Origin of the sequence: Arthrobacter sp. FW306-04-A, from assembly GCF_044358315.1 — a bacterium.
Classification (GTDB): domain Bacteria; phylum Actinomycetota; class Actinomycetes; order Actinomycetales; family Micrococcaceae; genus Arthrobacter.
Window position 1 is genome coordinate 1,040,952 of the sequence record NZ_CP084559.1, and the last position, 16,026, is coordinate 1,056,977.

Sequence of the window (16,026 nt, forward strand, 5' to 3'; positions counted from 1 at the left end):
CTGTGCCGTACTCGAACGAGAGAGCCTCCCGGCTCGGTCATGTCCCGACGGTCAGCAACCATGCGGTCCAGGAGGCCTTCGCCCGCTGGGAAGTCGCCCAAGCGAAACCTGAGGACAGCGATCGCGTGACCTCGCTTTGCGTCCCGCTTCGCGCGCTCCAGAGCGTCACCCCGGCGACGGACGTCAAGTTCGCGATCACAGTCGACGGCTCCGACTCTGAGGTTGAGGTCACAAGGCAGCACCCGACAATCAAGGTTGGGTATCTCCGCATTGCCGGTTCCTTCTTGGACCTCGACAAAATCACTGCGGCCGGCGAAGGACCCTTCGTGAACCCGGTCCAGATTCGTGCATCTCATTCCGAAGCAGCTTTCGACGCCGCTCTGCCCGGGTCCGGCCTGATTCGGCCGGGCTACAACGGACGTGACACCTGGCGGCAGGAAATCGACCATTTCCTTCGAAACACGCGCTTCGACCAGGATTCCGACAGCACTTTGGCTGACGCCCTTCTCGCTATGCACGGCGGGCCGGGGAATCCGGCGAAGGATGTACCGATTCGAACCTGTCCCAGTTGCGCGTTCGGGTTCGCTCCGGGCTCAGAGCCGCGTGTCACTATCTCCGGTGGCACGTGCACAGAGTGTGGCGCCATCCTTTACTTAGCGGATGTCCTTCGCACTCACGACGAATACTCACAGGAGGGGTCGAATCAGACCGCCATGACGAGAGTCATGCTCGTCGTGGAGCGGCTGATGACGCTGAGCTACTTAGAGCACTTCTACACGCAGCTTGACACGCCTGAGGACGTCCTCAGGCGAACTCTTTTCATCACGGACGGGCCCTTGGCACTGTTCGGGGTTGTTGCGCCTTTGAAGCGCCGCCTGCAGACATATAACGACGCCATTTACGAATGGGGTGCGACGAAGGGCATCTCAGCACCGTTGCTCGTCGGGATCGAGAAGTCGGGGCGTTTCGTGGAGCACGCCGAGCTCATCGCGGAGCTGATCCCGAAAGGTAGTGTTATGCGGCTGACGACCGAGTACATAAATCGCATGACCGGTCGCCCAGACGGTCATCAGTATGGTCGAGACGAGTTTTACGGACGGAGGTTCATCTTCCGAACGACCGCGGGGGACCCCCTCGTGATAACGGTTCCACCGAGGGCCGGCGTGTTGCCGTACGAAGGTTTGGGGGCGGAGGAGTTTGACAGCTATCCGACTCTTCGTGTTGTCTGTGAAGTCCTCGATGGAGTGCGAACGCGACTCTACCCGAACGCGGTTATCCCCGTCGCACTCGCGCATAACGCGGCTTCGCTTCCACTCGGAGTTGGTCACTCAGTGTTGCGAGCAATGGCACAGAACGGTATCCAGTTGCCTAAGGATTCCCAGATCAGATACCGGTCGCCATTCAAGTGACGAGGGCAGTTGCGTCGTGTTTTGGAGTCCAATTATCGCAAGCGTGACTCGAGATGCCCGTGATGATGTCGTTCAATCTAGACTCTTTACGGTCCAGACAACATACGGAAGGCAGGTAAGTGGTCGTGACAATCGAGATCATTCGACTCCCGATAGATTCCGCACCACCGCCCACCCTGCCTCGAACCCCACCACATTTGGCGCCAGACGACGCGCGTGTGCATGTCGGCGCCGAATCATTCGCGCGAAGATTCGTTCGAGAAGAACCGCGCCAACTTTCTTCAAGTGTGCCTCCGGTGACAGAAGCCCAAGCCCGGATGCGGCACCAATCGCCGCTCCGATACCCGGGCGCGAAAACAGGTTTTGCCTCGGTGGTAGCGGAACTGATTGACACCGCTAGGGCAGCGAAGTCAATTCCACAGGTGGAGCTCTTCGTCGAGCCGTTCGCTGGGGGGTCCTCGACGGCGCTCCGTCTCCTCGGTAATGGAACGGTTCAGCGGGCCCTTCTTGCAGACGCAGACCCACTCGTGGCCGCATTCTGGCAGGTCGCCGCGGGCGACAGTGCCAACCTCATTGCGCGCATGAGGGAAGAACACAAGACATTTATTGCACCGGGCGGTTCTGCGGCTCTCGAACGCTGGGACTATTGGCGACACTGGACAGTTCCACACGGCATGAAGGCGGAAACCGCACGGTTCGAAACGGCGATGAGGTGTCTTTTCCTCAACAGGACGACCTTCTCCGGGATCCTGCACGGTGGGGCTGGTCCAATTGGCGGACGAGCCCAGAAATCGAAATATGGTATCGGCTGCAGGTTCATGCCTGACCCCTTAGAAACTCGCATCGCATACGTCGGCGAGCTCTACAGCAAGGGACGTATCGCGGACGTCTGGTGCGGCGATTGGCGTTCGACGCTCGACCAGGCAGCTTCCACTTACAAAACGATCCGACCCGAAGCTGTACTCGTATATCTCGACCCGCCTTACCTTGAGAAGTCTTCAAAGCTCTACAATGTTTCATTCGAGGACGAGGTTGACGCTTCTTGGAAAGGACAAGGCCCCCACCTACGCTTGGCTGCCTACTTGATGAGTGGCATCCCGTACCGGTGGATTCTGTCGTACGACGTAGAGCCCGAACTAACGGATTCATGCTTGCTTTACGGTCGCTCGAGAATGACCCCAGACGAGGATGCACGACGTCTCGGTGCCAAGTCCTTCATTGTCTCGAAGAGGTTGACGACATTACGTTACTCGGCCGCTTCCAACGGCAGTCGCAATGGCTCGGACGAATTGTTAATAACAACGCTTCCGAGTTCCGTCGTTGGAAAGATCAAAAGATTGCGGCCGATTATTGGGAGCGGCGACGCCCGGCCAATGTAGCTGAATCCATGGCAATGTGCTTATTGCGGTCTCGATCAACGCAGTAGGATCTGCCTCCGGCTCAAGGGATGGCCAGCCGATTGGACGACGGCTCGAAAACCTTGTTTGCATACTGGAGCTGAGGGGTGGCGCCCTCATTTCGTGTGTGGGCCCAGCTAGGATATACAGCATGGTTGGGCACAGAACGGCTGGGGCATGAGTACTAACATTGATAATCCGATCCTGAACACGCCGTATGAGCAGCCCGACCGATTCTATGAGATCGGCCCACAGGGCCCGACAGGGGAGGTTCGCGACGGCAGACGGCCCAGCGAGTCCTTCATTCCCATTGCCATCGCAAAAAAGGGCAGGCGCGGAAATGATGATTCCGTGCAGGAGACCTTCGACTTCGATCTCACCGGTGAGCGGCGCGAGAAGAACAGCCTTATCAACGATCTTCGCCGGGACGTTTCTAAGTGGCGTCGCGGCGGCGACTTCGCGGGTGTCACGCCGATTACTCGTAAGCTTCTCCAGCACTGGGCCGACCCCAATCGTGAGAACCGAGTCTTGTTCTGTCAGCGCGAGGCCGCCGAGACAGCGATCTTCCTGACAGAGGTTGCCGGACGAACCCACGGCTATCCCGACTGGCGAAAGAGACTTGAACCCGAGAATCAGGCGCACAATGTCGGTTTGCCTCGGGCAGCTTTGAAAATGGCTACCGGTTCCGGAAAGACGGTTGTCATGGCCATGCTGATCGCCTGGCAGACGCTCAATAAGGTGCAGTCTCCTCGTGATGCACGTTTTACTAACAGGTTTCTTGTCGTGGCTCCGGGCATCACAATTCGTGACCGTCTCAGAGTCCTGCTGCCTGAAGACTCGGAAAACTACTATGATCTACGTGACCTGATTCCAATCGACCTTAAGAGTGGACTCGAGCACGCTCGAATCGTCATTACTAACTACCACGCCTTCCAGCTTAAGGACGCCAAAGAGATACGTGGGGTCGCCAAAAACACCCGGCTTCTCCTCAAAGGCGACCGCAGGGGGGACGCCTTCAAGGAGTCTCCCAAGGCGATGGTCAGCCGCGTGCTCCGGGACCTTGGAACTGACAAGCAGCAGATTTTCGTGTTCAACGACGAAGCACACCACTGCTATCAGGATCGCCCGATACCGGCGGACTCTAAGACTGAAAAGCTCAGCTCAGAAGAACAAGCGGCAAATGAAGAAGCCCGCGTCTGGTTCCGGGGTCTCGAAGCGATCGCAAGGCACGCTGGGATCAAGCAAGTCATAGATCTGTCAGCGACGCCCTTCTATCTCAAGGGCTCCGGTTACAACGAGGGTTATATTTTCCCTTGGACTGTCAGTGATTTCTCACTAATGGACGCGATTGAGTCTGGAATCGTGAAGGTCCCGCGCACACCGGTCGACGACGACTCCGACCAAGAGCTCGTAACGTACCTTCGCCTATGGGATTTCGTCGGCCAAGAACTTCCCAAGAGGGCGGCAAAGGGCAAGGTCGACGACTGGCTGCCCCCGCCTGAGCTGGAGGGTGCTCTGCGCAGCCTCCACCGCAGCTATGAGAAGGCGTTCCACCACTGGGAGACGGACCTTCAGCATTTTGGCGAAACGCCGCCTGTATTCATCGTGGTCTGTCCCAACACAGTTGTGAGCAAGCTAGTTTACGACTGGATCTCGGGCCAAGAGATCGAGCAAGACGGTCAGATCGTCGCACACAAGTCCGGTAACCTGTCGCTGCTGAGCAATGTGATTGAAGGCAGGCTCCTGCCTCGGCCACGGACGATCCTGATTGACTCTGCCCAACTTGAGTCGGGTGAGGGCATGAAGGCTGACTTCAAGCAGGCCGCTGGCGCCGAGATCGCAGCGTTCAAGGCTGAATACCGCCGCCGCAATCCAGGGGCCGATGTCGATAAGGTCACTGACGATGATCTACTCCGCGAGGTAATGAACACGGTCGGGAAGAAAGGGAAACTCGGAGAGCAAGTCCGCTGCGTCGTTAGCGTTTCGATGCTTACCGAAGGCTGGGACGCTAACACCGTTACACATATCCTCGGCGTACGAGCGTTCCGAAGCCAGCTCCTTTGCGAGCAGGTCGTCGGACGCGGACTGCGACGGCGCTCCTACGCGGTCAACGACAAGGGCCACTTCGAAGCAGAGTACGCTAATGTCTACGGTATTCCGTTCCAGTTCATCTCCTCTGACAAGCCGACGAAAGATCCGGTGCCGCCTAAGCCCGTCCAGCAGGTGGCCGCGCTCGAAGGGCGAGAACACTTGCGGATTAGCTTCCCGAAGCTCACCGGCTATCGCGTCGAGCTGCCAGATGAGGACATCTGGCTCGACCTTGAGGATGCTCCGGTGTTCGAGATCGGACCTAATACTGTGCCCCGATGGGTTGAGATGCAGGGCGTAGTCGGCAACGGAGAAGTCGAGCGAGGGGACGACCGACAATACCGACCGCAGGAGGTCGCGTTTGCTCTTGCCAAGCGAATTCTTGACAGCGAATTCAACACTGCAGACGACAAGCGTCCCTGGCTTTTCCCACGACTTGTCGAGGTGTGCCGCGACTGGATCGAGCAAAGAGTCGTTTTGACGGAGGGGCACAGCCTCGGCCACTTGATGACTATTGCTGAGGCACAGGCCGAGGCCGCCGAAAAGGTGTGGGGTGCTATCACCCGGCTCGCCGATCGCCGTGGCCGGTTACGACCGATGCTCAACCGCTTCGACCCTGCCGGCTCGACTGCGGAAGTGGATTTTCCGACGCGCAAAGCGACGGTGCCAACGGAGAAATCAGAAGTCTCCCACGTAACCCTTGACGGCAAGGACGGCAACACTTGGGAACAACTCCTTGCCGCTGAGCTTGAGCTGAACCGTTACGTCGAAGCGTACGTGAAGAACGACCACCTCGGTTTCACGATCCCATATGTGCACAAGGGGAGGACGCACTCCTACTTTCCTGACTTTCTTGTCCGGCTGAAGCGACAGGATGGCGACGACTTCGACAGGACCCTCATAATCGAGGTCTCGGGCAGCCAGAAGAGCCCAGGTCCCACCCAAGCCAAGGCAACGACGGCCCGAGACTCGTGGTGTGCCTCTGTCAACAACCACGGTGGCTTCGGTCGTTGGGGCTACATCGAGATGACCGACCCGCTTGCATTTAGGATCCGGCTGGTCGAGGCGATCGAGCTCCTATTTGGCGACGCTTCGATCATCGGCGACCCGGATCTGCTCGACTTCGACACTCAGAACTTAAGGAGCGCTCGTGGCGCGTAATATCCCCAAAGAGCCGACTGCGGTCGAATCCATCAAGCATGCCGATAAACGAACAAATATCCCGACGGCTGATGCACATGAGTTTGTCGACCCCAGCCTGGAAGAGGCGCGAAAAGTTCGCTACTGCCGTGACGAGAGCGTCGACCCACAGCTCGTTTGGCGCGGCAAGTACCCCGACCCTGAAGACGCCGGCGGAACCGACGTGGCTCTTGTTGCCGATGCGCCGCCGATTTACATTCAAGAAAAGATCGATCCCCGGGTGCTTATCGAAAATCTTCGACGAACCGCTGAGACTGCGGGTGAGGAACCCGAGCTAACGCTCTTCGACGGTTTCGATGGCCTTGATGAACTCGATCAGGTTGATTTTTACAAGCACGACGCTAACTGGTCGAACCGGATGATTCTCGGCGACTCACTGCAGGTTATGGCTTCACTCGCCGATCGCGAGCGGCTGCGAGGCAAGGTGCAGATGATTTACATCGACCCTCCGTACGGGATTAAGTTCGGCTCGAACTGGCAGTCCTCTGCGCGAAATCGGACAGTGAGGGATGGAAAACTTGAGGACGCGGCTCGTGAGGCAGAACAAATCAAGGCCTTCCGTGATACCTGGGAATTGGGAATCCATTCTTACCTGTCGTACCTGCGTGATCGGCTCGTTGTAGCGCGCGACCTGCTGACCGAATCTGGGTCGTGTTTCGTCCAAATTGGTGATGAGAATGTGCACCTCGTGCGCAGCTTGATGGATGAGGTCTTCGGAAGTGACAACTTCGCCAGTCAGATCACCTTCAAGACAACGAGCGGCGCGGGCAGTTTTTCTGGTGGTACCAATGTGCTCGCGGGCGTGTGTGACACGCTGATCTGGTACGCGAAGGATCTCGAGTCAGTCAAGTATCGACAGCTATTCGCAACGAAGGGGCTTAATGACTTCATCCCGAGCGCCTACAACAGGGTGCAGGAGGCTGACGGGCGTCGAAGGTCTGCCACGCCCCTAGAAAAAACTGGCGAGGTCTCCCCGGGGTCGCGACTCTATGCTTTGGATAATCTGGTGTCCCAAACCACGAGAACTGGCCAGACTACGGTGTTTCCTGTCCAGGTCGACGGGAAGTCGTACATGCCTTCCGGCGGGGGGTGGAAGACTAACCGCGATGGAATGCAGCGCCTCCAGTGGGCCCAGCGAGTGGAGGCAACAGGCAAGCGAGCGGGGTATGTCCGCTACCTCGACGATTTTCCAGCAATCAGGCATACCAACGTGTGGATGGACACGGTTAGCAGTTTCATGTCCGATAAGTACTACGTGGTGCAGACAAACACGCGCGTGATTGAGCGTTGCATGCTCATGTGTTCTGACCCTGGTGATCTCGTTCTCGATCCAACTTGTGGGTCAGGCACGACGCCGTTCGTCGCAGAACAATGGGGACGCCGGTGGATTGCGGTCGATACGTCGCGGGTCGCGCTGGCACTCGCACGCCAACGAGTTATGGGGGCCAGGTATCCCTGGTACCTGCTGGCCGATTCGGCGGAGGGCCAAAAGAAGGAGCAGGCGTTGACAGCCCAGATACTCCCGCGCCAGGAATTTACTAGTGATATCAGGCAGGGCTTCGTCTGTGAACGTGTTCCGCACGTCACACTGAAGTCGATAGCGAACAACCCCGACCTGAAAGAGGGAATGAACCTCGCCGAAATCGACGCAACAATCAAACGTCACGCCGAACTCGAGCCTCTATACGACAAGCCGTACGAAGACAAGAAAAAAGTGCGCGTCGCAGGCCCGTTCACCGTTGAGTCCCTCAGCCCGCACCGTTCACTTTCCTTCGATGGCGGGCTCGGACAAGAGTCTTTGGGGGAGACGAAGGCTGCTAGCGACGCGGACGGTCCGAACTTCGAACAATCCATTCTGGACAACCTAGCGAAAGCGGGCATCCAGAACGGGCGACGCCAAGAGCGGATTACTTTCGCGGTGTTCGAGACATACGCGGGAGAATACATTCAGGCTATCGGCCAGCGAGAGGTAGTACCTGAAAGCGACGCTCCCACCAGAGTGGCGATCGCCGTCGGCCCCCAATACGGTACGGTCAACGCGGCATACGTGAAGAAGGCCGCACGCGAGGCGATCAATGCCGAGGATGTTGATCTCTTGTGCGTCCTGGGCTTCGCATTCGATGCTCAGGTCACTGGTGTGACGGAGGACGACGGAATCACGGTCGAGGCGTCCGCTGACGGCTTCGCGAACGTCGCTGGAGCCAGGAAGCTCGGTAGAATTCCAGTCCTCATGGTCCGGATGAACGCCGACCTCCTGATGGGCGAGGAGCTAAAGAAGACCGGTGCGGGAAACCTATTTACGGTTTTCGGCGAGCCAGACATCGACATTGACTTGACGGAGAACGGCCTGATCGTCAACCTCAGGGGAGTCGACGTTTACGACCCGACAACCGGGGAAGTTCGAAGCAACGATACTAGCCGCATCGCGCTATGGATGATTGACACTGACTACAATGAGGAGTCTTTCTTCGTGAGGCATTGCTACTTTACAGGTAATAACGACCCTTACAAACGCCTCAAGAAGGCCCTAAAGACCGATATTGACCCCGACGGATGGGACTCACTTTACAAAACTGTTTCGCGGCCATTCCGGAAGCCGGAGAGCGGAAAAATTGCGGTTAAAGTCATCAACGACTACGGCGACGAGGTCATGAAGGTGTTCAAAGTCTAGGTCGCAAATCATTTCCACGAAGGGGAGAAATGACGTCGTACACAGCAGCGCAGGACGAAGCGATCACCTGTCTTGATGAAACATTGCAAATTATCGCCTGTGCGGGGTCTGGGAAGACGCAGGTAATCTCGCAGAGGATCGCCAACATCCTCACGCGACCAGGAGTCGAACCGCGGAACATCATCGCGTTCACGTTTACTGAGAGAGCGGCAGCCGAGCTCAAGGATCGAGTTATGTCGATTGTCAGTAACCAGCGCGGCAATGTGAACGGTTTGGCGGAGATGTATATCGGCACAATGCACGGCTATGCGCTCGATCTTCTCCAGCGTCTCGTTCCCGACACGTTCAAGTTCTCAGTACTCACAGACATAACGGCTCGCCTTTTGGTTGACAAGTACAGCAAACAGTCCGGACTGACCACTTGCCCAACTCTTCCCACTGCAACGCAGGCCTACCTGTGGCGTTTTGCTAATTCGCGCCTTTATTTGCAGCTCATGAGCGTACTTCGGGAAGACACAGTCGACGAAGCCCTCGTGCCTGATGGTGTCTTGGAATCCCAGGCGGCATATCTCCACCTACTCTATGAGCAAGCCAACTTTGACTTCACGGAGATGATAAACCTGGCTGTCCAGATGCTGGAAGCCGATCCCGCCACCGATGTGGATGTAGCGACTATACAGGAGCACATCAGAGACGACATAAGGTATGTCGTCGTCGACGAGTATCAAGATGTCAATCCGCTTCAGGAGCAGTTGGTACGGGGCCTTGTTCAGTATGGTGCCAACCTGTGCGTGGTGGGTGACGACGATCAGACCATTTACCAGTGGCGAGGCAGTGCAGTCTCCAATATCATCAGTTTCGCAGACCGTTACGAAGGAGTCCGTCAGGTCACGCTTGCGGACAATTTCCGTTCAAGCCAGGGCATCGTGGAGCTTGGCCGATCAATCGCAGAACTGGTGCCCGTCGGTGAAAGACTCGCAAAGAAGATGGTGGCGGCAAGTCACCAGACGTGGGAGCGTGGCGATCTGCTGGCACTCAACTTCGACGATCCCGATTCGGAGGCCGGCTGGATTTGCGATCGGATCCAGGAGATGCGGGGGACCTCGTTCAAAGACACGCCTTTTTCTGAGGCACGCGGCCTGTCGTGGTCAGACTTCGCTGTACTCTACAGATCTGTCGCAAAGGACGCTGACCCCCTGGTAGCCGAGCTCCGCAGGCGGGGCATCCCTTACGTAGTGAAGGGTCTCAATCGGCTCTTTGACGCTGACGAGATCAAGGCTGTGGTCGGCATTTTCCGCTACGCGGTCGCCGAGATCGACGCCGAGCTGCTTAGGTCGCTCTGGGTTCAGGCGGACCTGCTGCCCAAACCGGAGAACTGGGCGGCGGCTGTCAAGATCCTTGACGTGGGCCGCGATTTCGACCGAGGTGCCCGTTGGGGCGTCTACAACATTCAACGTCTATATCTTGACTTCCTCGCCGCATTGGAGCTTCGTGAGGAAACCGTGCCCGGCCAAGCCGGCCGCGGGGAGCTCGTTTTCTACCAGCTGGGCAAGTTCAGTCAAGTGATCTCAGACTTCGAACAAATTCACTTCGCGAGCAAGCCCGCCGACAAGTATCAGACCTTTGCTAGATGGCTCGAGAAACAGGCGCCTGAATACTATGCCGAGTCTGATGGCGACGTCGGCTATGCGACGCCGGACGCGATTACCCTGGCCACCGTTCACCAGGCCAAGGGGATGCAGTGGCCAGTGGTGTTTGTGCCCTGCTTGCGCCGGAATCGCTTCCCCTCTCGACGCTGGGGCGGTCTAGGTCTCTTTCATGTGATTCCCGAAACAGCCGTGGCCGATGCAGATCGCTACCGAGGCACATTGGAGGACGAAACACGGCTCTTTTACGTTGCTATCACGCGATCACAAAAGTACCTCTATGCTACGCATTCGCCTGGTGTTGGCCAGTTTGCCAAGCGCTCCCAGTTTTTCGACCACTGCACGGCCAATAGCTGGGTCTCCACAAAGGCTAGCCCCGTAGCAAGTCCGAGGTTGGAGCCCAAACCCCGCCATGAGACGCCACAGGTGGTGTTGTCGTTTTCCGAACTCAAGTACCTTTTTGAGTGCCCTTATCAGTTCAAGTTGCGGTTTCTGTACGGATTTAACCCACCCCTGCACGAAGCTTTGGGCTATGGCAAGGGACTGCACGATGCGCTCTCTGAAGTTCATAAGAAAGCTGTCCATGGCGAGTTGCTGGACGTCTCCAGCGCGGCTGCGCTTGTCAGGCGACATCTGCACACGCCTTTCGCCTATCCGGAGTTGCGTGAAACCCTCCAAAAATCTGCAGTCGCGGCGATCCAGAGGTATTTCGCCGCACACGGCGACCAGATCTCTCGCACCGTCCATTCGGAGAAACAGATTCAGGTACACGTGGCGCCCGGCATAACCGTCGACGGAAGAATAGACCTCATCCGACGACTCGACACTGACGAGCTGTCCGTTGTCGATTTCAAATCTACGGACCGCGCTCAAGCGGAGGACGTCACGCGGGACCAATTGCATGTCTATGCCGTCGGCTATGAAGAGCTCACGGGACAGGAACCCGACCTTATCGAAGTTCTAAACCTCGATGAGGAGGGCAAGAACACGCGTGAAGAGGTCGAGTCCTCTCTGCTAAGCGGCGTGCGAGTCAAGATCAGGGAAGCTGGAGACGCATTGCGGTCGAATAGTCTCCCGCGGTTAGACTCCTGGTGTTCTCACTGTGACCGATGCGACCTCGCCGCGTTGTGCAGGGATAAACCATTGAGCCGGTCCTAGCCATCCCAGCCGTTGAACCCTTTGAACTGATTCTCCCGGCCTGCCCGACTATGGCTGGCCGCCGCCGCAGAGCGTGTGAATGATTGGAAGCATCAGCTCCGCCCGCGCCAGAAGGAAGCTCTGATAGTCCTCAGCTAAGCGAACTGAATCACTTTCCCCGTAGGGACCGGCGGATGCCAAAGGGTCGAATGGAATGACGTGTGATGCAATTCTGGACCGGATCTCAGCTTCTCCTAGATCCGCTTGCGCGGTGCGTTCCGCCAAGTATTGCAGAGGAGCCTTGCTAGAAATCGTTCTGTTAGTACTCCACGTCACGAGCGCACAGTTTAGGGCGCGCATTGACTCAGAGGGATCAATTCCAGAGCTGACCAATAGTGAGTCGGGGAATAGGTGGTGGTATTCGCGGGACCCGAGGTGATCAGCCGACACAGTCTTGTCGTCTGCGATGTCGCGGGCACCGTGCCGCAACGAGACGGCCAGGATGCCGCGAGCAATCACTTCGCGGCTGCGTGGCCAGCCGGCTCCGATGAGGTCCTCCAGGGTTGGAAGCGGTGTGACCCGAGTATCGAAGATCGGAGCCGCATCAGCCCGCGACTCTATCTCGCCTAGAAGGAGCCTTTTCAGGCCACGATAGTCCTGGTGCGCGCGCGTGCTGGCCGACTGATCATAACGGCGCGTCAAGAATGACCGCCAGACGTATGCACGCACTAGCTGCCGAGCGTTGCCCGCGGCGTCAGGTTTCTCCGGGAGATGTTCGTGAATTGCAGCCAACACGGGGAGGACAACCACCGATGGGAGTCTCTGTGCATCGTAAACTCGCTCCTCCTCGAGAAAGTCGATGGCCCAGCGGATTCCCCGGACAATGTTGTCCCACTCAGAGCCCACGGCTTTGAGATCAAGCCTCTGGTAGCTCCTCTGCGTGGCTGGGCGGTCAGACCGTAGCGCAGCGACGTCCAGAGCCAAGTTTCCGGCATCAGCATAGCGGTGCAGCGATGGAACCTGTGCGCGTAGGTCATCGATGAGATCATGCAAAGACTGGCCCAGTGCATCCTCCAACTGGGCTACGACGATGTCGAATGCGGTGAGTCTGACTGAGGAAGTGTTCATCTTGATGAAAACATCCAGCGCGACGTCCTTGGGAGTCCCGACGGGCAATTCCAGGAATGGGACGTTGTAGCTAGCAACAGCACCTCGGAGCGTAGTCACCTTTGTTTCAATGTCTCGGCCGATACTCAAATCGTTCTCAGACGCGGCGTCCGCCCATTCACGGATTGCGTCTCTCTGCGATACATCCGGCGAGAGCAAGGCCAGAGGAATATAGCCTCGAGCCCAGATTTCAGAGGGATCGTCACACCATAGGGGGTATCGCAAGTTCCCGCGCCGCCAGCGGTTCTGGGCAAGCACTCGTGGAACCTCTTCCTCCAGCCCTTCTTCAGACTCGAAGCGAAGCAGATAAGTTCGATCGTCATAGTTGTCATGCAGGGATCGCCAGAGCGCAGTTAGCCGCTGTTGTCCATCGAGCAGATGTTCAGTGACTCGTTCAACCGGGTCTGGTGCTGATTCGAGAACCCGGCTCAGGAAGGGTTCTTGGTCTCCGACTGCAAGCACCAATGTCGCTCCGGAAGGTAAGCCTCGTAGAACGGTCTCGACCAGGCCAGCAACTTCGTTGTGGCTCCAAGCTTCAAATCGTTGAAATCGCGGCAAACGTACTTGACCAGTTCTAATGCGCGCGAACCAATCAGTGACTGATCTGTTCCGTGCGTCCATATTTCCTCCACATTGGAATTGTGCGTCGGCGTCGATTACAGCTTGTCAATCCAAGTGTCTTCTTCCCTATCATCCCAAGCTGATCCTGTATTGGGTCGCACTTTGGCCGCGGCTCGGGCCTCGATTCCTCTCAGGATGGGCCGGACGTCCTTTGCTGACAGCTCGTGAATCCGGGTCACGGATCGAATTATGCAACTTTCAATGATTTGCTTGCGTTCTTCCATGCCGGAGATTCCGGCCGACTCAAATGCTTCACGGAGCCGTTGAATCTGCGAAGGCGAGATGAATGGATCAGCAGGAACCGAAGATCTGTCTGGAGCGTCGAAAAGTTCAAAACTGTCTTGCATTTGGTCCTCGTTGCAGGTGGGCTTCCTACGATATCGGCCAAGTGCACTGTTGCCATTCCTCAGGACTCCGTCCGCCCCGCAGGCCGTCCGGCGGCCGCCTCGACGGGGCGGGGGCGCCGGATCCCGCGATTAGGCAGCTGCTACTTGCTGCTGCCTGTGCAGTTAGCCACGGCAGTCGTTCCAGAGCCGCTGTTCTTTGACACGCTCTGACCGTCGACCAAGATTTCGCAGGTCACGTTGGTCGGGCTCGTGTAATCACCAGTGACGGTCAAGGGGCTCAGGTTGAAGCCCTTGGCAGTGACGTTCTTCTTCCAGTTGGCCGTAATGTCCTCCGTGGACATACCGCCCTCGGTCCAGTAAGAGACGTGCGCCTTACCAGTGACGGTGACGACTTAGTCAATCTTGTGTTCCTTGTTCACGGAGTCGCTTACGCTCTGAGCAGCGGCAGCGATCATGGCGGTGACGATGATTGCGACGATCACGGAAAGGACACCCAGGATCAGTCCGGCAGCCGAGGTTCCCTTCTTGGAGAACTTACGAGTCAATCCGATGATGCCGAAGATGACGGCGAGCGGGCCGAGGAGGAAGGCAATGAAGCCGGCTATCGGGATGATCGAGAAGACGATGGCGAGAATGCCCAGGACGAGGGCGGCTGTGCCGAAGCCGTTGCCCTTGGAGGGCGTGGTGTTGACGGGGGCAGCGGTGCCGGCTGGGCGTATGGTGCGAGTGGTTCAGTCATGACAGGTCCTTCTGGTTGAAGCGATTCGGAGACAATGCAGGGCCGCGAGTGTGAAAGCGTTGAAATGACCCCTGCTTTTACCTCGGGAACCTGCTGTGCTCACGTTAGGACCGGGCTCGGACATTTTAGGGGAGATTCTTGAAAACGCCAGTCAACTCCCTGCGTTCGCCCACCGGGCACGAGTTCTTGGGCGCCGAAATACTCAAGCCGCCGTCGTTCTATTCGCTTCTGCTATCCCGCAGGACTGGCTCGGCGACCGCAACCAGGGCACCCCGGTTTGATGCGAGGACGAAGAACAGGAAGATGATCCTGAACATCATCAAACTGGCTACTGTCGGCTCGGGTGTTCGACCAAAAGTGGTCCAGAAAGCGATCCGCTGCGCGGCCCAAAGCCCTCCAGCCGACGCCACAACAGCGCACAGCCGTCCCCGCGCAGTCCTTGGCGTTAGCAATTTAGATTTTATCGACGATGGTCCGGTTCCAGCCTGTCTCTAGAAGCTGCGACGGCGAAGCAGCGCAGATTTACCTTGATTGCTTTCTGTAGCCAAACCAGGTCGCAAGACTCGCTGCAGCCGCGGCGAGAGAGAAGACCGCCATGGCCAGGTTGCTGAAGGACGCAATAATGGCGACGATCAGGGACATGACCGCCGCGGAGAGAGTTAGAAGTTTCATGAAACAACTACCCAACACACAAGGAATCGCGGAAGCGAACGATGCGCTGTGACCTTCAAACTCTGCCTCCTCCGGTCAGCCGATTCCTTCGACTGATCCCGGGAGCAAGTCTGATCCCGTTCAGTGTGAGCACTCTCTTCATGACTCCCCGTTTGTTCTTATTCGGATAGTGCGGTTGTTCACATATTTGTCATTTGAACCCGGATTGTTGACACAACGTCTTCGGGATCGGCGGCGGAGATGATCCATCGGTGGCTGGCCGTTTCCAAGACGACTGCAGGCCCTCCCACCAGCACCCCTCGGGTGTTCTTACCCAAGACGCGGATGCCGTAGCCCTCAGAAAGGGAAGTGTCCGAGGCTCTGGTTACGGCTGAAAGGTCTGAGAGGGGAATCGTTGTTGAATAGAAGGGCGCACAACGTAGGACGATCTTCTCCTCCGTGACGGCGATGGAGACGGTCATTCGAACGATCAGCCAGGTCAGAGCCACGATGCCGGCGGCGATCAGGAGCCCGGGTAATAGGATGCCCCCGGCTTGAGCAGAGATGACAATGACGATTGTGGATGCGCTTACAATTCCCCAGATCAAGCCTTTGGAATCACGCGCAAGCCGGGCCTCAGATATCACCATGTCCTGTCCCCAATCCGCCCGCATTCAGTAGCGAGTCTTGCAGTCTCTGTGCGAGAAAGGCTATGGTCCAAATCGGCAACTAGGTGGACGAAACCTCAAAATGAGTGCTGAAAAGGCGGAATTAGGTGTCCCAAGGGCCCAATCTGTGTGGACCCGTCGCTTGAGCTAGGTGTGTCTGTCCTCAGACACTCACCGCACCCCACGTATGCGGCATCCACACCCACCTCGCCGTCGTCGGCCACTCCCGCCCGCCCACCACAAGCGACCCTCCCCAAGCCGTACCCTTATCCCAAAGGCGACTCC

At 57.5% G+C, this 16,026-nt stretch carries 10 protein-coding genes; 5 read left to right on the forward strand and 5 right to left on the reverse strand.

Annotation, left to right across the window (positions count from 1 at the left end; all coding sequences use genetic code 11):
* The first annotated feature begins 2 nt into the window (after positions 1 to 2).
* From LFT43_RS04840 to LFT43_RS04860, 5 genes are all read left to right on the forward strand, one after another.
* Positions 3 to 1,409, forward strand: coding sequence for a hypothetical protein (locus LFT43_RS04840; protein ID WP_395801412.1), 1,407 nt, complete (start codon positions 3 to 5; stop codon positions 1,407 to 1,409).
* Between the two features lie 317 nt (positions 1,410 to 1,726).
* Positions 1,727 to 2,788, forward strand: a complete 1,062-nt coding sequence (locus tag LFT43_RS04845) for a DNA adenine methylase (protein WP_395802898.1) — start codon at positions 1,727 to 1,729, stop codon at positions 2,786 to 2,788.
* 195 nt (positions 2,789 to 2,983) lie between these two features.
* Complete coding sequence (locus LFT43_RS04850) at positions 2,984 to 6,055, forward strand: BPTD_3080 family restriction endonuclease (protein WP_395801413.1); 3,072 nt, start codon at positions 2,984 to 2,986, stop codon at positions 6,053 to 6,055.
* Positions 6,045 to 8,765: a site-specific DNA-methyltransferase gene (locus tag LFT43_RS04855; protein WP_395801414.1), complete on the forward strand. Its 2,721-nt coding sequence runs from the start codon at positions 6,045 to 6,047 to the stop codon at positions 8,763 to 8,765. Before LFT43_RS04850 ends, LFT43_RS04855 begins: the two co-directional genes overlap by 11 nt.
* A 29-nt stretch (positions 8,766 to 8,794) precedes the next feature.
* Positions 8,795 to 11,569 (forward strand): ATP-dependent helicase, encoded by a 2,775-nt coding sequence (locus LFT43_RS04860; protein ID WP_395801415.1) that lies wholly within the window; start codon positions 8,795 to 8,797, stop codon positions 11,567 to 11,569.
* Positions 11,570 to 11,617: 48 nt separating this feature from the next.
* On the opposite strand, the gene LFT43_RS04865 is transcribed toward LFT43_RS04860, so the two are convergent.
* The 5 genes from LFT43_RS04865 to LFT43_RS04885 all read right to left on the reverse strand — a co-directional run bounded on the left by LFT43_RS04865 (position 11,618) and on the right by LFT43_RS04885 (position 15,723).
* A complete protein-coding gene (locus LFT43_RS04865) occupies positions 11,618 to 13,336 on the reverse strand; it encodes a DUF262 domain-containing protein (RefSeq protein ID WP_395801416.1) in 1,719 nt (572 codons plus the stop codon).
* A 487-nt stretch (positions 13,337 to 13,823) separates the two neighbouring features.
* The gene (locus tag LFT43_RS04870) at positions 13,824 to 14,024 is read right to left on the reverse strand and encodes a hypothetical protein (protein WP_395801417.1); all 201 of its coding nucleotides are present in this window, start codon (positions 14,022 to 14,024) and stop codon (positions 13,824 to 13,826) included.
* 51 nt (positions 14,025 to 14,075) lie between these two features.
* Positions 14,076 to 14,228, reverse strand: a complete 153-nt coding sequence (locus LFT43_RS04875) for a hypothetical protein (RefSeq protein ID WP_395801418.1) — start codon at positions 14,226 to 14,228, stop codon at positions 14,076 to 14,078.
* 716 nt (positions 14,229 to 14,944) lie between these two features.
* On the reverse strand, positions 14,945 to 15,094 hold the full coding sequence (locus LFT43_RS04880) for a hypothetical protein (RefSeq protein ID WP_395801419.1): 150 nt from the start codon (positions 15,092 to 15,094) through the stop codon (positions 14,945 to 14,947).
* A gap of 179 nt (positions 15,095 to 15,273) precedes the next feature.
* Complete coding sequence (locus LFT43_RS04885; RefSeq protein ID WP_395801420.1) at positions 15,274 to 15,723, reverse strand: hypothetical protein; 450 nt, start codon at positions 15,721 to 15,723, stop codon at positions 15,274 to 15,276.
* Positions 15,724 to 16,026: the final 303 nt, after the last annotated feature.